This is a genomic window from Amycolatopsis sp. NPDC054798 (assembly GCF_053611505.1).
The window spans coordinates 1-17,771 of the sequence record NZ_JBSHAM010000087.1; the positions used below are offsets into that span (position 1 = coordinate 1).

Annotated in this window: 18 protein-coding genes; 11 read left to right on the plus strand and 7 right to left on the minus strand. The window is 71.4% G+C overall.

The window, feature by feature from the left end; genetic code table 11:
• Positions 1-27 precede the first annotated feature (27 nt).
• On the minus strand, positions 28-2,673 hold the full coding sequence (locus ACWGIC_RS35825) for a glycoside hydrolase family 3 protein (protein ID WP_452080362.1): 2,646 nt from the start codon (positions 2,671-2,673) through the stop codon (positions 28-30).
• 201 nt (positions 2,674-2,874) lie between these two features.
• On the opposite strand from ACWGIC_RS35825, the gene ACWGIC_RS35830 reads away from it, so the two are divergent.
• The 3 genes from ACWGIC_RS35830 to ACWGIC_RS35840 all read left to right on the plus strand — a co-directional run bounded on the left by ACWGIC_RS35830 (position 2,875) and on the right by ACWGIC_RS35840 (position 4,776).
• Positions 2,875-3,618: a dienelactone hydrolase family protein gene (locus ACWGIC_RS35830; protein WP_452080363.1), complete on the plus strand. Its 744-nt coding sequence runs from the start codon at positions 2,875-2,877 to the stop codon at positions 3,616-3,618.
• 145 nt (positions 3,619-3,763) lie between these two features.
• Positions 3,764-4,120, plus strand: a complete 357-nt coding sequence (locus ACWGIC_RS35835) for a hypothetical protein (RefSeq protein ID WP_452080364.1) — start codon at positions 3,764-3,766, stop codon at positions 4,118-4,120.
• An 11-nt stretch (positions 4,121-4,131) separates the two neighbouring features.
• Positions 4,132-4,776 (plus strand): phosphate signaling complex PhoU family protein, encoded by a 645-nt coding sequence (locus ACWGIC_RS35840; RefSeq protein WP_452080365.1) that lies wholly within the window; start codon positions 4,132-4,134, stop codon positions 4,774-4,776.
• Here ACWGIC_RS35840 and ACWGIC_RS35845 read toward each other — a convergent pair.
• The 4 genes from ACWGIC_RS35845 to ACWGIC_RS35860 form a co-directional block, all read right to left on the minus strand.
• The gene (locus tag ACWGIC_RS35845; protein ID WP_452080366.1) at positions 4,688-6,085 is read right to left on the minus strand and encodes a phosphatase PAP2 family protein; all 1,398 of its coding nucleotides are present in this window, start codon (positions 6,083-6,085) and stop codon (positions 4,688-4,690) included. The two genes, ACWGIC_RS35840 and ACWGIC_RS35845, sit on opposite strands and share 89 nt — an antisense overlap.
• A gap of 129 nt (positions 6,086-6,214) precedes the next feature.
• Positions 6,215-6,601 (minus strand): hypothetical protein, encoded by a 387-nt coding sequence (locus ACWGIC_RS35850; protein WP_452080367.1) that lies wholly within the window; start codon positions 6,599-6,601, stop codon positions 6,215-6,217.
• A complete protein-coding gene (gene ftsW / locus ACWGIC_RS35855; protein ID WP_452080368.1) occupies positions 6,598-7,806 on the minus strand; it encodes a putative lipid II flippase FtsW in 1,209 nt (402 codons plus the stop codon). The genes ACWGIC_RS35850 and ftsW overlap by 4 nt, the downstream gene beginning before the upstream one ends.
• Positions 7,807-7,868: 62 nt before the next feature.
• Positions 7,869-8,240 carry a winged helix-turn-helix transcriptional regulator gene (locus ACWGIC_RS35860; RefSeq protein WP_452080369.1) on the minus strand — a complete coding sequence of 124 codons (372 nt, stop codon included), beginning with the start codon at positions 8,238-8,240 and terminating at the stop codon, positions 7,869-7,871.
• Between the two features lie 97 nt (positions 8,241-8,337).
• Here ACWGIC_RS35860 and ACWGIC_RS35865 point away from each other — a divergent pair, with 97 nt between their 5' ends.
• Together ACWGIC_RS35865 and ACWGIC_RS35870 are read left to right on the plus strand one after the other, a co-directional pair.
• Complete coding sequence (locus ACWGIC_RS35865; RefSeq protein ID WP_452080370.1) at positions 8,338-9,165, plus strand: alpha/beta fold hydrolase; 828 nt, start codon at positions 8,338-8,340, stop codon at positions 9,163-9,165.
• Positions 9,156-10,280, plus strand: a complete 1,125-nt coding sequence (locus tag ACWGIC_RS35870) for a hypothetical protein (protein WP_452080371.1) — start codon at positions 9,156-9,158, stop codon at positions 10,278-10,280. Before ACWGIC_RS35865 ends, ACWGIC_RS35870 begins: the two co-directional genes overlap by 10 nt.
• On the opposite strand, the gene ACWGIC_RS35875 is transcribed toward ACWGIC_RS35870, so the two are convergent.
• Entirely contained in the window at positions 10,205-11,206 is a 1,002-nt protein-coding gene (locus ACWGIC_RS35875; protein WP_452080372.1) for a DMT family transporter, read from the minus strand. The two genes, ACWGIC_RS35870 and ACWGIC_RS35875, sit on opposite strands and share 76 nt — an antisense overlap.
• 92 nt (positions 11,207-11,298) lie before the next feature.
• Between ACWGIC_RS35875 and ACWGIC_RS35880 the strand changes: the two genes are divergently transcribed.
• The 6 genes from ACWGIC_RS35880 to ACWGIC_RS35905 all read left to right on the plus strand — a co-directional run bounded on the left by ACWGIC_RS35880 (position 11,299) and on the right by ACWGIC_RS35905 (position 16,688).
• A complete protein-coding gene (locus ACWGIC_RS35880; protein WP_452080393.1) occupies positions 11,299-12,189 on the plus strand; it encodes a LysR substrate-binding domain-containing protein in 891 nt (296 codons plus the stop codon).
• 72 nt (positions 12,190-12,261) lie between these two features.
• On the plus strand, positions 12,262-13,575 hold the full coding sequence (locus ACWGIC_RS35885) for an FAD-binding protein (protein ID WP_452080373.1): 1,314 nt from the start codon (positions 12,262-12,264) through the stop codon (positions 13,573-13,575).
• 103 nt (positions 13,576-13,678) lie between these two features.
• Positions 13,679-14,677 carry a zinc-binding dehydrogenase gene (locus tag ACWGIC_RS35890; RefSeq protein ID WP_452080374.1) on the plus strand — a complete coding sequence of 333 codons (999 nt, stop codon included), beginning with the start codon at positions 13,679-13,681 and terminating at the stop codon, positions 14,675-14,677.
• 69 nt (positions 14,678-14,746) lie between these two features.
• Positions 14,747-15,154, plus strand: a complete 408-nt coding sequence (locus ACWGIC_RS35895) for a RidA family protein (protein WP_452080375.1) — start codon at positions 14,747-14,749, stop codon at positions 15,152-15,154.
• 43 nt (positions 15,155-15,197) lie between these two features.
• Positions 15,198-16,040 (plus strand): MBL fold metallo-hydrolase, encoded by an 843-nt coding sequence (locus ACWGIC_RS35900; protein WP_452080376.1) that lies wholly within the window; start codon positions 15,198-15,200, stop codon positions 16,038-16,040.
• Positions 16,041-16,160: 120 nt separating this feature from the next.
• On the plus strand, positions 16,161-16,688 hold the full coding sequence (locus tag ACWGIC_RS35905; RefSeq protein ID WP_452080377.1) for a pyridoxamine 5'-phosphate oxidase family protein: 528 nt from the start codon (positions 16,161-16,163) through the stop codon (positions 16,686-16,688).
• Between the two features lie 562 nt (positions 16,689-17,250).
• Here ACWGIC_RS35905 and ACWGIC_RS35910 read toward each other — a convergent pair.
• Positions 17,251-17,757 (minus strand): MarR family winged helix-turn-helix transcriptional regulator, encoded by a 507-nt coding sequence (locus ACWGIC_RS35910; RefSeq protein ID WP_452080378.1) that lies wholly within the window; start codon positions 17,755-17,757, stop codon positions 17,251-17,253.
• Positions 17,758-17,771 lie beyond the last annotated feature (14 nt).

Here is a 17,771-nt window from a genome sequence, read left to right on the forward strand (position 1 = left end):
GGTCACGGGTCATCGAGCTGGCGGGAGCTATCCGGTGAGGTCGGAGCACTTCCGCGCGTCCGGATCCTTCGCCCCGCCCGGCGACCACCGCACGTTCGCGAACGAAGCGGAGAACGGGCCGTCGGTGTAGACGAGGAACGGCGTGTCGATGCTCTCGAAGTCCAGCCCGCTCGCGAAGCAGGACAACGGGATCTTCACCGTCGACTTCTGCCCGGCGGGCAGATCGCCGAACAGCTTCGTGGCGTTGACCTCGGACGAGCACGGGTAGACGCAGTGCAGGCTGACCACTGTCCGGTTCACCGGCGGCGAATGCACGATCACGTCGAATTCGAGCGCGCCGTCGGCGTTGGGATATCCGCGCAGGTCGTCGGTGCCGCCCGGATGCTGTGAGTACAGCTGCGCCGCGCCGGTGCCGGTCCACGTCGCTTTCAGGCCGTCGCCCTGGACGTTGACGTCAGCCGGCGTCACCGCGATCTCCGGATGCGAAGCGGTGCCGTCAGGGCCGATCTCGGTCCCGCCCCAGTTCGACGCCGAGCCGATGAAACTCTTGTACGGCGCGACATCCGTGCGGTCGTAGATCGGCAGGTCCTCGGTCGCGGTGCCGCCGCCGTCGTGCGATCCGCAGCGCGCCGGGCCTTCAGTCTCGTCGAGCTTGCCGACGGTGGTCCGCTGATTCGAGGTGAGGCCGTAGCCGAGCTTGAACAGCGGGTCGTAGCCGGGGCTCCACGGATTGAGCGGCGTCTGGCAGGCGCTCTTCGGCCACGAATACGACAGTTTGCCGCGATACCCGCCATGGTCCTTGCCGCGCACCAGCATGTCCGCGACGCCGCCGCCTTCGGTTCCAGGAAGCCAAGCGGCGACGAACGCGTCGGAACGGTTGAGTTCCTTGTTGACGTACAGCGGGCGGCCGCTGACGTAAACCGTCACCACCGGAGTGCCCTTGCCGCTGACTTTGTCCAGCACCGCAAGGTCTTCCGGATACAGCTTCGCCGCTTCAAGGCTCTTCCGCTGCAGATCGCCGACGCCTTCCGCGTACGGGGTCTCGCCGACGACTGCGATGACGGCGTCATAACCCTTCGGATCGACGGTGCCAGTGGGATCGAAAGTGACGTTGGCGAGATCCTCCTTGAGCCCGGCGAGGATCGAGGTAGCACCGGGGAAGTCCGCGTTGGTGTTCCCGGTGCCCTGCCAGGTCAGCGTCCACCCGCCGGTCTGATTCGAGATGCTGTCCGCGCTCTTGCCGACCACGAGCACCTTCGCGTTGCGCGCCAAGGGAAGTACGTTCCCGTTGTTCTTCAGCAGCGTCTGCGATTTGCGCACCGCTTCGCGAGCGAGCGCCTTGTCCGTCAGAGCGTCCGGAGAATCGGCGTACCAGCGTTGCGACGGCTTGCGCTCCTCGAACAGGCCGGCGCGCAGCTTGACCCGCAGGATCCGGGTGACCGCGTCGTCGATGCGGGACATCGGGATCTCGCCGCCGCGCACCTGCGCGACAGTGTTGGCGATGAAGGCTTTCCAGTCGTTCGGCACCATCACGACGTCGATGCCGGCGTTGATCGCGCGCGGGCAGCTGGCGTTGGTGCAGCCGGGCACCTGGCCGATGCCGTTCCAGTCCGAGACGACCAGGCCGTCGAAGCCCATTTTGCCCTTGAGGATCTGGTTGAGGACCTTGTCGCTGCCGTGGATCTTGCCCTCGTTGATGCCGAGATCGGGGTTGGTCCAGCTGTTGAACGACGCCATGACCGTCTGCGCGCCCGCGGCGAGCGCGCCGTAGTAGCCCTGGCCGTGCAGGTTGATCATGTCCGCTTCGGACGAGGCATTGACGCCTTGGTCCTGGCCGTTGGTGGTGCCGCCGTCGCCGATGAAGTGCTTCGCGGTGCCGATCACGCCGTTCGGCCCGATGCGCAGCCTGGCACCGGCCTGCAGACCGTTCATGGCCTCGTAGCCGTAGGCGCGGGTGATGCGCGGATCCTCGGAGAAGCCTTCGTAAGTGCGGCCCCAGCGGTCGTCCTGCACGACGGCGAGCGTCGGCGCGAACGCCCAGTCCTGTCCGGTCGCCCGGATCTGCCGTGCGGTGGAGTTCTCGACGTCGCGCACCAGGCACGGGTCGTGCGCCGCGCCGAGCGCGATGTTCTGCGGGAACACCGTGGAGCCGTACACATTGTTGTTGCCGTGCACGGCATCTATGCCCCAAATTACCGGGATCTTTGCCCGGGTGGCCTTGGCTGCGTCCCAATAGGAATCCGCGAGCTTGAGCCAGTCCTGCTGCGTGGCGTGCTTGTTCCCGCCCGGCCACGAGCCGCCGCCGTTGAGCACGGACCCGATGGAGTACTGGGTCACCTCGGCCGGCGTGATGGCGGCGATCTCGGGCTGGGTCATTTGCCCGACCTTCTCCTCCAGCGACATCCCGGAGACGATCTGCTTGATCCGCCATTCGTCGACCGGGTTCCGCGGCATCGCGCTGCGCGCCTTCGGCCAGTCCGGCAGCTTGGGCAGCGAGTTTTCGACGCGGGCGCAGCCATTCCGGTCCAGCGCGGGGCGGCCGATCTCCGGCTGGCCCGGGGGAGCGGCCGGTGCGGCTTGCGCGGCTTGCGCGGGGACGAGCCCGCCCAGAAGGACGAGCGCGGCGAGAGCGACCCGGTTCCGGGCGCGCGGGGAGCGAGGAGGTCTGGCCATCGACAGTCCGTTCTGCGGAGGGCGGCCCGGAGCGGGCTCGGTGATCCTGGCCGGGCAAACCGGACTCCGTCAATCCGCCGACCGCAGTGGTTCAGTCCACTGGCAGGACAGGAAACGGGACATCCGCGGAGCCCGGCGGCCGCTCGCGCGGCGGGGATAGATTGATCGCGTACGGACTGCGAGCAATGGAGGACGAAGCGGATGCGCAAGGAAAAGCCGGACGTTCCGGCCGCCGACGGGACCGCGGACGCGTACCTGGCCGTGCCGGACGGCGGGCCGCATCCCGGGGTGCTGCTCTTTCCGGACGCGTTCGGGCTGCGGCCGCGGATCGAGGAGATGGCGGACCGCATCGCCGAAGCGGGTTACGCCGTGCTGGCCCCGAATCTGCTCTACCGCGGCGGCCGGACGCCGCTGGTGGACTTCGCCGCGCTGGAGGACCCGGAGCGGCGCGGCGAGGTCTTCGGCAAGCTGATGCCGCTGATCGAGGCTCTGGACACCGAAGCGATCACCCGCGACGCGGAGAAGTACCTCGACTGGTTCGCCGCGCAGGACGGCGTCGCCGAGGGCCCGGTCGTCATCACCGGCTACTGCATGGGCGGCCTGAACGCGCTGCGCGTGATCGAGGCGTTCCCGGACCGGGTCAAGGCGATCGCGTCGTTCCACGGCGGACGCCTCGCCACCGACCAGCCGGACAGCCCGCACCTGCGGGTCGGCTCGATCACCGGCGAGGTGTACTTCGGGCACGCCGACCAGGACCCGTCGGCCACCGCCGAGCAGATCAAGACGCTGGAGCACGCGCTCGACGAGGCCGGGGTGACCTACCGGTCGGAGATCTACGAGGGCGCCTCGCACGGGTTCACGATGTCGGACACGGCGGCGTACCACGAAGAAGGCGAGAAGCGGCACTGGGAGAACCTGTTCGCGCTCCTGGAGCGGGTGCGCTGACCCTCCCGTGATCGACAGCGCGCACGGCAGAGCTGCTGTCCGTGAAGGACTCCTTGAGGGAATCAGATTCCCTCAAGGAGTCCTTCACGGCGCGCGCGGCCGGGCCCTGCGCGCGGAATCGGCGGCGGCCGTTTACGCTGGCCGCATGGCCGAAGGTGCGCTGTGCCGCGAACCGGTGGAGCTGACCGGGCGCGAGCGCTCGGTCCTGCGGAGCGTCGCGGTCCGCGGGACGGAGCCCGAACTGTTCTGCGAGCTGGAGGCCGGGCACGGCCACGAGCACGCGACCCCGGTCGGCGGGCGCGGCGAGGAGCCGCTGATGTGGCTGCGCTGGTGGCCCGGCCGCCGGGTGCTGGAGACCCGCGCGCTCTGCGGCGCGGAGTCCGACGAGGGCGTTTTCTGCCGGGTGCCCGGCGGGCACGAAGGCAGCCACAGCTACGAGCTGGCCGAGCCGGAGGAGGCCTGGCCGCTGGCCGACGCGGGCCTGCCGGCGGGCCGCCGGTAAAGTCGCTCGACATGCGCGAAGGCTTCCAGGACGACCTGAAACGACTCGACGGGCGTCTGGCGGCGATGGCCGAGACGGCGGCCGAGGCGATGCGCCGGGCCACGCGGGCGCTGCTGACCGCGGACCTGCCGCTGGCCGAACAGGTGCTCAGCGGCGACGCCGAACTCGACGACCAGCGCGCCGCCTGCGAGGACGAGGCGTATTCGCTGCTCGCTCTGCAAGCCCCGGTGGCCGGCGACCTGCGCGCCGTGCTGGCGGCGGTGTACTGCGCGGAGAAGCTCGAGCGGATGGGCGACCTCGCCGCGCACGTCGCGAGCACCGCCCGGCGCGGCCATCCGGAGCCGACTGTGCCCGCCGACCTGGAGCCGGTGTTCGCCGAACTCGGCGAGGTCACCTCGGCGATGGCGGAGCGGCTCGCCGACCTCGTGCACGGAGAGGCCCGCGGCGGCTACGCCGAGCTGAGCCGCTCCGACGAGCGCGTGGACGCGCTGCACGCCCGGGTCATGGCGACGGTGACCGCGCCGGACTGGACGCAGGACCAGCGGATCGCCGTCGCGCTGAGCCTGCTCACGCGTTTCTACGAGCGTTTCGCCGACCAGGCGGTGTCGGTCGCGAAGCGCCTGGAGTTCGCCGCGACGGGCGATCTGCCGGGCTGACCTCCGGCGGCGGACCGGCCGGAGCCTGGTTCGACGGACGCGGCGGCGGAGAACCCGCGGTGCGGCCTTGCGGCGGTCCCGCCGGTCGGGGCTGCTGCGGGCGCGCCGGACGGGCCGGCGGCTGAGCGGGCGGACGGGCCGGGCTCGGCGGCGGGGTGTCGGCGGCGCCGGGCTGGGGCTCGGCGGTGCGCATCGGCTGGGAGTTCTGCCGCCGGGGTGCCGGGGCCTCCGCGCGAGGCTGCGGCGCGGCGGTGCGGATCGGTTGCGAGTTCTGCCGTCGCGGAGGGCTGCCCGCGGCCCGGGGCGGCGGCGAATCCGGGCGCGGACGGGCGGGTCGGCCGCTGGCGTCGGGCGTTTCGGGGGAATTGACCCGGCGCGTGGACTGACCTGCGGCCGGGGTTTCGAACGAACTGGTCCGGCGAGCGGGCTGGGCGGCCGGGCCTTCCTGGGGAGCGACCCGACGCGGGGATTGGCCGGCTGCGGGTGCTTCGGGCACGGCAACGCGGCGGGTGGGCTGTGCCGGTGGAGCCCCCGCATCGCGCGGGCCAGCGGGACCACCCGGTCGAGGACCCTGCGGCGGCCGGGGCGGCAGCGAACCGGCGGCCCGGACCGGAGCGCCGTCCGGGCGCGGAACCGGCTGTGCGTCTTGAACCGGACGGTCAGCGCCGGGCTCCGGAACCACCGTCGTGCCTTCTGGCTCTTCCGGCACCGTACCGAGCAGCCCGAACGGCACCTTCCCGGCGAACCGCTGCACGAGCCCGGTCGCCGGAGCCAGCGCGTACCGCTGCAGCAGCAACGCCATCCCGGCCCCGAGCGCGAGCCCGATCAGCACGTCGTGCGGATAGTGCGCCCCGACGAACACCCGCGAAAACCCCATCGTCGCGGCGACGGCGGCGACCCACGGCGCGCCCTTGCGCCAGGCGAAGGCCCCGCCGAGCGCGACCGCGGCCGCGATCGTGGAGTGGTTGCTGGGGAACGACCAGTCGCCCGGCGGCGGGCAGGCTCCGACGATCGCCTCCGGCGGGAGTCCCCGGCACGGCCGCTGCTCGTGCACGAAGGCTTTCACGATCTCGCTGAGCACGTAGGCGACCACCGTGGCCGCGGGGACCAGCAGCGCCGCCGCCATCCGCTCGGGCGAGCCGGTCGGCCGGGCCCGCCACCAGAGCCAGGCGAAGAACGGGGCCACGAGAACCAGGCCGTAGTGCGTGTACGCCAGCACGAGAGACTGCACCCAGCCCGGCATGGCCAGGGCGAAATGGGTGATCGCGTCGTACGTCTCGCTGCTGGAAGCTCCGGCCGTGGTCGCCATACAACCCCTCTCCGGTCCGCCGATTCGCCTGGCGGCCATCTCGCGTTCACCCGAAGGTCACGAGCGTACCGAGCGGCGGAGAAGAGTCCGCGCGGCCCCGGGAGTCCATTGAGGACCCTCCGGAACCGGTCAGGAATCGGTGGTGTGCTTGCAGGTCACCGGCTTGCCGGGGCCGGGAGCGGTGGCGTTGGCGAGTTCCTTCGTCTTGTCCAGCAGGATCCGGCAGCGCAGCGTCGCGGCGGTCGACGGCGTCGCGGTGACCGAGGCGTCCTGCCCGGCGCTGACCACGACGTCCTGCTTCCACGGCAGCCCGAGCGGACCGGTCAGCCGGTGCGTCGCGACCTTGTCCTCGTAGCGGTTGCTCGATTCGCCGTACGCGACGCCGGTTGCCGTGGCCTGCTGGTCGGACGTGACCTCGTAGGTGATCGCCCACGATTTGCCGGTCGGGTTCGAGCACGCGGCGAGGCCGGCGAGCGCGACCGCCGCGAAGGTCGCGGAGAGTGCCTTCTTGATCACGCTCGGACTGTACCGGAGCCCTTGTCCCGCAGCCCGGCGAGGAACGTCTGCGCGGCCGGTTCCTCGCGCGCGGCCTGTGCGAGGATGCCGAACTGCAGCATGGTGACCACGAGCGACGTCCCGCCAGCGGACACCAGCGGCAGCGTCACACCGGTCACCGGCAGCGCGCCCGAGACGTAGCCGATGTTGATCAGCGCCTGCGCCGCCAGCAGCAACGTGGTCGTCCCGGCGACCAGCCGCACCCACGGATCGGCGACCCGTGCTGCGGTGCGCAGGCCGGTCGCGGCGAGCAAGCCGAACAGCCCCAGCACCACGACACAACCCGCGAACCCGAGTTCCTCGCCGACGAGCGCGAAGACGAAGTCGTTCTGGACGTCCGGCAGGTAGCTCCACTTCGCCGCGCCCCGGCCGAGTCCGACGCCGAACCAGCCGCCGTCGGCGAGGGCGTACTGCGCCTGCTGTGCTTGGTAGCCGCTGCCGCTGGCATCGGGGTCGGACGAAAGAAAAGAAAGGATGCGCGCGAGACGATAACTGGCGAAAAGGGCGAGTACGACGATTCCGACGACGCCGCCGGCGAGAATGGCGGCGAACAAACGCTTCGGCGCGCCGGCGAACCACAGCAAGCCCAAAGTGATCAGCGCGAGCGTCACTGTGCCGCTGAGATTCGGCTGAGCCAGCAGCAACGCGCACAGCCCGAGCGTCACCGGGGTCAGCGGCACCAGCAGATGCCGCCAATGGTGCAGCACCTTCTGTTTCGACACCAGCAGATGTGCACCCCAGAACACCAATGCGACCTTCGCGATTTCCACTGGCTGCAAGGTGATCGGCCCGGCAGCGAGCCAGCGTTGCGCGCCGCCGTGGTCGGAGCCCAGCGGGGTCAGCACCAGAAGCAGCAGCACGACAGCGGCCGCCAGTGCGGGGGTGGCTGTCTTGCGCAGCCGGGAAAACGGGATGCGCAGGCCGAGCACGAAGGCGATCGTGCCGAGCGCGACGAAGGTCAGATGCCGGAAAAAGGCTTGGTACACCCCGGTTCCGGCGGCCGGGTCGGCGGCGGCTGCCGAGGACGACAGTGCCATCACCGCGCCGAGCAAGGTCAGCAGCGCCCAGATCGCGACGATGATCCGGAACGACGCGAGCGGATGCGCGAAGAACTGCCCGATTGCGTGCCGTGCGGGTTTGCTGTCCCGTTCGGTTGGCGACTCCACAGCGCGGAGTGTGTGCTGTTTCCGCTCCGCGGTGGCCGACCGACTCGCCCGTGTGCGGAAAATTACCGGCCGGATTCCTGATTGGCCTGGTCGACGTCGGCCATGTGTTCTTCCGCCCACGTGCGCAGCACCGCGAGCGCGGATTCCAGCGACTCGCCCAGTTCGGTGAGCAGGTAATGCACCCGGGGCGGCACTGTCGCTTCGACGCGCCGCGAGACGAGGCCGTCGCGGACGAGGCTCTGCAAGGTGACCGAAAGCATTTTCTGCGACACCCCGGGGATGCGGCGGCGGAGGTCGGCGAACCGCACCTCGTCCGGTGCCGCCTCGGCGAGGATCTTGACCGTCATCGACGTCCACTTCGTCCCGATCCGGTCGAGCAGTCGCCGCGTAGGGCAGGCCGGGTCGAACAGATCGCCGCGGGCGGAGGGGGTCACCTCGGGCTCACCACCTGTCGGGAAAGTGCCGTCTTGGCGGCACCCTTGGAGTTACCTACCGTGTGCTGGTAACCAATGGTAACCACAGGAGGCGGAAATGGACACGGTGCGGCAGGTCGAAGCGAACGGGGTCCGGCTGAACGTGGCCGTCGCGGGCAGCGGTCCGGCACTGGTGCTGCTGCACGGCTTCCCCCACACCTGGCAGCTGTGGCGCGACGTCATCCCGGCACTCGCCGAGCGGTACCGGGTGCTCGCGCCGGACCTTCGCGGGCTGGGCGCGAGCAGTCGTCCGGAAGGCGGTTTCGACGCCGGGACAGTCGCCGCCGACGTCGCGGCCCTGCTCGACGCGCTGGGGGAGCCGAGCGCCGAGGTGGTGGCGATCGACCTGTCGGTGGCGGGTGCGTTGCTGCTGGCGTTGCGCGAGCCGGAGCGGGTGCGCCGCCTGGTGCTGATGGAGTCGCTGCCCTGGGGGTTTCCGGCCAGCCCGCCGTGGTGGTTCGGTTTCCACGCGGTGCCGGGACTTGCCGAGACTGTCCTCAATGGACACGAGGCGGAGTATGTCCGCTGGTTCCTCGACCAGGGCACGCTCGGCCGCGGCGTCCCGGAGGAGATCCAGGAGGCGTTCGCTGAGGCGTACACCGGAACCGAGGCGCTCCGCCGCGCTTTCGCGTACTACCGGGCGTTGCCGGAAAGCGCTCGCCAGCTGACCGAAGCGGCGGCGGAGAGGCTGACCGTCCCGACGATGGCGATCGGCGCGAATCCGGTGGGCGACGCCCTGGAACAGCAGCTGCGGCCGATCGCCGACGACCTCATCGGACACGTCGTGCCGGACTGCGGGCACCTGATCCCGCTGGACCGCCCGCGCGAATTCCTCGATCTCCTGCTTCCGTTCCTGTCCCGGGACATACTGGCCGGGTGTCGTTGACGTCTGAGCTGGCCGACCCGGCCGGGAAACTCGCGCGCTGGTGCGCCCGGGTCTTCACCGGCACGGCCGCGGCCGCGCGCCGGGTGGAGGAGGCGTCGAACGGCGTGCGCCCGATCCGCCCGAAGCTCGCCCGCCCGCCGCGCCAGCACTGGGCCGAGATCGGCGGCGCGTTCGGCCAGCGGATCGCGGACCTCGTACAGCCCGCGCCGCCGTATTACGCGCTGCTCGGGATGGTGCGAGCGCAGTGGGGCAGCGGCCCGTGGGCGCACGCGCAAGCCGCCGAGTACCCGACGCACGCCGATCTTCCGGCGGAATACCGGGCGCGGGCGCTCGGCATCCGCCCGGCGGCAGCGTCCTGGCTCGACCTCGGCGACGGAATGCCGGACACCGAGGCGGTCCCGGGTGCTCAGGAGCTGTGGGGCGATCTGCTGGAACGCGCTCGCCGCTACCAGGCGCAGCATGCCCCGCCCGGCACGCTCGCCGGACCGGGCGCGGAAGCCGGGCTGGCGCGGACGAACTGGGTGCTGTCGGCGTGCGAGGACATCTACCGTTCCGGCCGCATCGACCCGCGGCTCGCCCTGGTCGTCGACGGCGGCGGCACGATCGCGGACCTGCGCGCGCTGCCCGCCGACGCGGCGGTGACCGAACTGGCGGAACTCGCGAAACGCTTGCACGACAACGGTGCGCTGTGGGAACTGCGCCGCCTCGGCGGTGCTCCGCCGGAGGGGCAGCCGCTCGGGATCGCCGGGCCGACCATCGTGCCCGGCTGGGCGGACGGCGATCTCCTGCTCGGGCGGCTCGATCCCGAAGAGGGGATCGCCGAAGGCACGTTGCTGGACGTGAAGACCGTGCTGACCGTCGGCGATCCGGACCGGGCCGGGCGCTGGCTGTGGCAGATCCTGCTGTACGCCTGGCTCGACGTCGCCGACCTGTACCGGATCCGGGAGGTGGGGCTGCTGCTCGGGCGGCACGGCAAGCTGGTCTGCTGGCCGGTCGGCGAACTGGCCGCGGACCTGCTCGGCGGGGACGGGCTGGTCGATCAGCGCCGCGACGAGTTCAGGGACATGGCGCGCGGGCTGCTCGACTCGGTCGGGCTGGGCTTGGCCGGCGACTGAACGGCGGGTCGCTTGGGCCGGGCGCCGCGGCCGGCGAAGCAGACCGCGCCGAGCACGATCGCGCAGCCGGCGAGCTGCAGCGCGCCCGGCCGTTCGCTGAGCAGCACGAACCCGAAGAGGACGGCGCCGACCGGCTGCAGCAGCATCATCGTCGCGCCGGTCGAGGCCGCCAGCCGCGGCAGCGCACCGGCGATCAGCAGCCACCCGACGACCTGGCCGACGATAGCCAGCGCGGCGAACCAGCCGAGCGACGGCAGGCTGGGCGTCAGGTCGAGGCGGCCGGACGGCAGGCCGAGCGCCACGGACACGAAGCCCGCCGACACGGTGGCCAGCGACAGCGAGCGAACCTGCGTCGCGGGGCTGCTGCTGAGCCGGAGCAACAGCAGGTACCCCGAGTAGCCCGCCCCGGCGGCAAGCGCGAAAACCATGCCCAGCACCGGATCCGAGCCGGTCGTCGACGAGCCGAAGACCCCGCCCGCGAGCACGATGCCGCCGATCAGCGTCGGCGCGACGAATTTGAACCGCGGGTCCGGGCGTTCCTTGAGGAAGACGAACGCCAGCAGCGGCACGATCACCACCTGCACCGAAAGCAGCATGGTGGCGACGCCCGCGCCGACGCGCGGGATCGCCTCGCCCCACAGCACGAAGTCGAGGCCGAGGCCGAGCCCGGCCAGCAGCGGCAGCAGGATCTTCGCGCGCACGCCGGTCCGCCGGGCTTCGCTGAACGCTAAGAGTGCGAGCAACGGCAGTGCGAGGGCGCAGCGCCAGAACGCGCTGGTCGCGCCGCTGGCTCCGGAAACCTTGATGAGCACCGAGGTCAGCGCGATGCAGAGGCATCCGGCGGCGGCCAGCAGCCGGGGGTCGGCGCGGCCGGTGAGGGCGGCGATCGGACCGGCGGTCGGCAGCGGGGCGGATTCGGTGGTCATGCCTTCTATCGTGGGGTCGCTAATTATCAAGGACAAGTGAATGTTCCTGCGTAAAATCCGGTAGCATCACTACCGTGTTCAGCGTGGATCGGATGCGGGCGCTGCACGCGGTCGCGCAGCAAGGCTCGGTCGCCGGTGCGGCGGCTGCGCTGCATGTCACGCCGTCCGGGGTGTCGCAGCAGCTGGCGAAACTGGAACGGGAAGCCGGCCTCGCGCTCTTGGAGCCGCGCGGCCGGACCGTGCGGCTCACGCGCGCCGGGCAGGTGCTGGTCGGGCACGCCGAACGTGTCCTGGCACAGCTGGCCGAAGCGCGCACGGATCTTGAACGGCTGCGCGAGGACGTGTTCGGGCCGCTGCGGATCGGGTCGATCGCGACCTGCGTGCACGCCCTGCTGCCGCCCGCGCTCGCCGTGCTCACCGAACAGCACCCGCGGCTGGACGTGACCCTGGGCGAGGGCGAGGCCGAACAGACGCTGCCGAAGGTGCTCGCCGGGGATCTCGACGTGGCGGTGTTCGAAAGCTGGGCGGACCGGCCGACGGTGGTGCCGCCGGGAATCGCGCAGGTCACGTTGTTCTCCGATGTCGCCGATCTGGCGCTGCCCGCCGGGCACCGGCTCGCGCACCGCCGCACGGTCGATCTGTCCGAGGTGGACGACGTGTCGTGGATCAGCTGGACCGGGCGGTCGGGCTGCTACGAATGGCTCGTGCACGTGCTCCGTTCGCAGGACCTGGAGCCGAGGATCAGTTGCACCATCGGGAGTTACGTGACGCAGCTGGCGCTCGTCGCGGGCAACGTCGGCGCCGCGCTCGTCCCGCGGCTCGCTCGCGGGCCGGTGCCGGACGGCGTCCGGATGCTCGCGACCCGGCCGGTGCTGAACCGCACGATCGTCGCCGCGTGCCGGTCCGGCGAGGAGGCGCACGGCGGGGTTCGCGCGGCGCTGGAGGCGCTCAGCGAAGCCTCGGCGGCTTATGTGAACCGCTGAATCTTCTTGCGCAGCTGCCTTTTCCGGTCGGTCCGGCCCTAGAGTCGGACACGACGAGCAGGGGAGCCGCCCATGACCGCCGAGGATGCTGCCCGTGTCTTGCGGGCTCGACTGCCTGCCGGGCAAGTGCATACGTCCGGCCCTCAGTACGAATCGGCGGCGACGGTGTGGAACGCCGCCGTCGTCGCGCGTCCCGCTGTGGTGGTGGAATGCCGGAGCACGGCGCACGTCCAAGCCTCGGTGCGTGCCGCGCGCGAATTGGGCTTGCCGTTGTCCGTGCGGAGCGGCGGCCACGACTGGGCCGGACGTGCCGTCGCGGACGGCGGGATCACGCTCGATCTGCGGCCGCTGAACCGGGTCGCGGTCGATGCCGGGCGACGGGCCGCGGTGGTCGGCGGCGGGGCGCGAGTCAACGATGTCCTTGCCGCGGTTGAGACGCACGGCCTGACCGCGCCGTCCGGAACGATCGGCACGGTCGGGTTCGCCGGGCTCGCACTCGGCGGCGGATACGGGCCCTTCGCGGGGAAATACGGGCTGGCCGCGGACAATCTGCTGGGAGCCGAGATCGTGCTCGCGGACGGCGAGGTGGTGCTCGCCAACGCTTCCCGGCTGCCGGACCTGTGGTGGGCGTTGCGGGGCGGCGGCGGGAATTTCGGTGTGGTGACAGCGCTCGGCGTGCGGTTGCACGCACTGCCGCCGATCACGACCGGCCCGGCTTGGTACCCGGCGGCCGACGCGGACCGCGTTTTCGCTGCGGTGGCGGAAATCCAGGCCAGCGCGCCGGACGAACTCACCGTGCAGACCGGCGTCCTCGCTGGCCCTGACGGTTCGCTGTGCGTATTGGTGTGGCCGACGTGGTGCGGCACCGCTGATCCGGACGGCTTCCTCGCCCGGCTCGGGACGCCGCTCGCCTCGGAGATCGCGCCAGTCCCGTCGTACGCGGCGGAGATCGCGCGCCGGGACGCGATGTTCCCGGGCGGCCGATCAGTGACGATCCGCTCGCGGTCGCTCGCCGCGTTCACCCCGGAGGTCGTCTCGGTGCTGATGACGCAGACGGAAGCCCGGACCTCGCCGTTGTCGGGATTGTCGATCCACCACTTCCACGGTGTAGCTGCGCGGGTTCCGGTGGCGGAGACGCCGTTTCCGCTGCGGGAAGACCATCTCCTGGTCGAGGTGCTCGGATTGGGGGAGGGAAACGACGACCAGGCCTGGGCGGACGCGACGTCGGCGGCGCTGGCCCCGTACGCGTTGCCGGAGACGTACGCGAACCTGCTGGGGCCGGACGTGCCCGCGGTGAACGTCTTCGGCCGCAACACCGGGCGGCTGCGGGACATCAAGCATCGCTACGACCCGGACGGGGTTTTCCGCGCCATCCCGCTGGCGTGACGGCGCTCGCGGACGAATGCTCCAGGCGGAGCGGAAATTCCCCGCTGTGACCGGACTCGCGCCGGACCGGTCGCGTCCGGGCACGCCTGTTAGGTTCGTGGACGTGACAACAAACGCGATGCGGGCAGTGGTCCACGAAGGCGCGGCGGGACTCGGCGGGGTGCGGGTCGCGGAAGTCCCGGTGCCGCGACCCGGTCCGGGCGAGGTGCTGGTCCAGCTGAAGGCGGCCGGGCTGAACCACCGGGATCTGTTCGTCGTGGACAGTCGCGACCCTGCGGCCCCCGCGACCGTACTGGGCTCGGACGGAGCCGGAGTGGTCGTGGCAGCGGGTGCGGACGCCGTCGTCGAGATCGGTGCCGAGGTGGTCGTCAACCCTTCCCTGGACTGGGCCGAACCGGACGCGGTGCCAGAAGTCCCCGCCATTCTGGGAGTGCCGACGAACGGCACGCTGGCCGAGTACGTCGTGGTCCCGGCGGGCAACGTCGAGCCGAAACCCGCGCACCTGAGCTGGACCGAAGCCGCCGCGCTCCCGCTGGCCGCGCTCACCGCGTACCGGGCGCTGTTCACCCGCGGCGGGCTGACTTCCGGGGAGCACGTGCTGCTGCCGGGCATCGGCAGCGGGGTCGCGACGTTCGCGCTCGCGATGGCGAAGGCCGTGGGCGCGACGGTCAGCGTCACCTCGCGCAGCCCCGAAAAGCTCGCCAGGGCAACGGAATTGGGTGCCGACCGTGCGATCAGCAGCACTGGAGACTGGGCCGCCGAACTCGGCGAACCGGTGGATCTGGTCGTGGACAGCATCGGCTCGGCGACGTTCGACGCCTGCCTGTCCGTGCTGCGCTCCGGCGGCCGGATGGTGACGCTCGGCGCGACCACCGGCCCGGACGTCGAGTTGTCGCTGCGCAATCTTTTCTTCCGGCAGATCAGCCTGCTGGGCACGTCGATGGGCAGCGCGCGGGAGTTCTCGCAGATGGTCGAGCTGGTCACGGAACACCGCGTGCGGCCGGTGGTGCACCAGGTCTACGAACTGGCCGACGGGCCGCGGGCGCTGGCCGAACTGGCGAAGGGGGATCAGTTCGGCAAGCTGGTGGTCGCGATCGGCTGACCCCGGGGCGGGTTTTTGTCGGTGCCTCGTGATCAACTGATGCCACGAACCGAGGGAGGGGAACATCTGATGAGCAAACGCTGGAATCCGGAGACGGTCGCGCCCCCGATAGGCCGCTACAGCCACCTCGCGCAGATTCCCGCCGACCACGAGCTGGTCGTCGTGGCGGGGCAGATCGGCGCCCGACCGGACGGCACGCTCGCCGGGCCGGACGCGGAGGCCCAGACGCGCGAGGCGCTGGCGAACATCGAACGCGCGCTCGCGGCGGCGGGCGCGGGGCCGGAGCATCTGGTGAAGGTGTTCAGCATGGTCGCCGGCGTCGAGCACCTGCCCGGTTTCCGCACCGCGAGCGGCGAGGTGTTCAGCCGGTGGTTCCCGGCGAGCGACTGGCCGACGCAGTCGCTGATCGTCGTGGCCGCGCTCGCCAAACCGGAGCTGGCCGTGGAGATCGAGGCGATGGCCGCGGTGCCTCGATGAACGACAGCACGCCAATCCCGTTCCCCGGACGACAGGAAGCCCGATGACCATCACCCTCGGATCGCTGCGGATTGACCCGGTAGCCGAACTCGACCACTGGCGGTTCGCCCCGGCGGAGCTGTTCCCGGCGGTCACGCCGGAACACCTGGGGGACCACCGCGGCGACCTGGACCTTTCGATCACCACGTACCTGGTGCGCACGCCGGACCAGACCGTGCTCCTCGACGCCGGGAACGGCAACGCCAAGGAACGCCCGGTTTTGCTGGCGCACCACCAGTTCGACGCGCCGTACCTGGACCGCCTTGCCGAAGCGGGCGTCGTGCCGGAGGACGTCGACGTCGTCGTGGCGACCCACCTGCACCCGGACCACTGCGGCGGTTTCACCCAGCTGGTCGACGGTTCCTGGGATCCCACCTTCCCGCGCGCCCGGTACCTGATCCCGAGCGAGGAGTACGCCTGGCTGCAAGAGGTGCACGCGGCGGCGCCCGACGGCGGCGTGGCGGGGGATCTGGCCCGGACGTTCGAAGACAGCGTGCTCCCGGTCGTCGAGGCGGGCCTGGTCGAGCTGATCGACCTCCCGTACGAGGTGGCGGACGGCATCACCCTGCGCTCCCTGCCCGGCCACACCGCCGCCCACCTGATCGCCGAACTCAGCGGCGGCGGTCAGCACGCGCTGGTGAGCGGAGATGTGCTGCACCATCCGTTCCAGTTCGCGAACCTGATGCTGGCCCAAGGCGGCGACGCGGATCCCGCCGCTGCCGCGGAGTCCCGGCGGACGTTGTGCGAGCTGGCCGTCGAACGGGACGCGCTGCTTCTTCCGGCGCATTTCCCGCCTGGACGGATCGAGCGGGACGGCGACGGTTTCCGCTACCGGCCGGTCGCGTAAGGGGCAGGCCGGTAGCGGAAACTTCTGCGAACGCTCAGGAATCGCTGTCCTCGGAGTAGCTCGGGACCCGGCTCATCGTGGAGCGTGTCGATTCGGCGGCGCCCCGTTCGACGCTTGGGCATGACTGACTACGAACCGGCCTCAACCCGCAACCTCGACCGCTACGGAAACGCTCCGCTGCCGTGGAGCCGTGCCCGCGACGTCCTCGCCGCCGACACCCCGACTGCCGATCTGACGTTCTTCGTGGCGACCGTCCGCCCGGACGGACGTCCGCACTCGGCGGGCGTGGGCGCGGTCTGGGTGGACAACGCCCTGTATTTCGTCGGCGGACCGGGCACGCGCCGTTCCCGGAACCTCGCGGCGAACCCGGCGTGCAGCATCTCGGTGCGGCTGCGCGGTGTCGACCTGGTCTTGGAGGGCGACGCGCATCGGGTCACGGACGCCGAGACCGTGGCGCGTCTCGCCGAGGTCTACCGCTCGGGAGGGTGGCCAGCTACTGCGGAGGGGGACGCGCTGACGGCGCCGTTCAGCGCGCCGAGCGCGGGTCCGCCGCCGTGGCACCTGTACCGGCTCGCCTTGCGGCGCGCGGTGGGAGTGGCGACGGACGAGCCGCACGGGGCGACGTGCTGGGAGTTCGCCGGGGACTGAGTGCGGCGGGTCTGTTTGGCAGGGAATGGCCGTGTCGGAACCGCCTGCCGACGCTCGCACCGCGACACTCGCTCCGGGCTCCGGGCTCCGGGCTCCGGGCTCCGGGCTCCGGGCTCCGGGCTCCGGGCTCCGGGCTCCGGGCGCGCGGCAGCCGGTACCCGGTGCCGGTGCTCGGCGGGCGTTGCTCGGGCGGGGCGACGCGCGGCGGGCGGGGCGCGGCGGGCGGGGTTCCTCCGCAGGAAAGCAGACGGCGGGGACCCGCGAGCGGGCTGCCCGGCTGCCCGAGAGCCGCCGTTCGCCCGAAAGCCGCCCGCCCGGCGACGCGCCGTTCGCCGAAGCGCATCCCATCGAAGCGCCGTCCGCCGACGTGGCCCCCTGCCGAAGCACCCTCCTGCCGAAGCGCCCCTGGCGGAAGCGCCGCACCTTGCCGAAGCGCCGCAGCGCCGTCCGCCGAACCGCCCCGCGGCGGAAGCGCCCTCCTGCCGAAGCACCCCCACCGAAACATCGCACGCCGAAGCTCCGCACCCCGCCGAAGCTCCGCACCCCGCCGGACGGCACGGCGTCACGACCTCCCAGGCCCCTCCCACGCCAGCAGCAGCTCCCGCAGATCGTCGTTCATCCGGTCCTGTTCCGCGTGCGACAGGACGCCGAGCAGCCGGGCCTCGGTCTGCGTTTTCATCCCGAACACCTCGCGCGCCCGCGCCAGTCCCTCGTCGGTCAGGCTGACCAGGATCTGCCGCCGGTCGTCCGGGTCGATGTCCCGGCGGACCCAGCCTTTGCGTTCCAGTCCGGCCACGCGTTTGGTCACCCCGCCGGACGTGAGGCGCATGCTGTCCAGCAGCTGACCGGCCGAGAGCCGGTGCGGGGGACCGGCCCGTTTGAGCGCGCCCAGGAGCTCGACCTCCCACAGGCCGACCCCGAAGGCGTCGAACTCTCGGCGCAGTTCCGTTTCCAGCAGCCGGGCGGCGCGCAGCAGGCGGAAGCTCAGCGCCTTGCTCACCCGGTCTTCCGCGCGCACGCCGGTGATCTGCGCCATGACTCCGTCGACGTGGTCCCGCTCCGCTGGCATGGGCGAGTATTCTA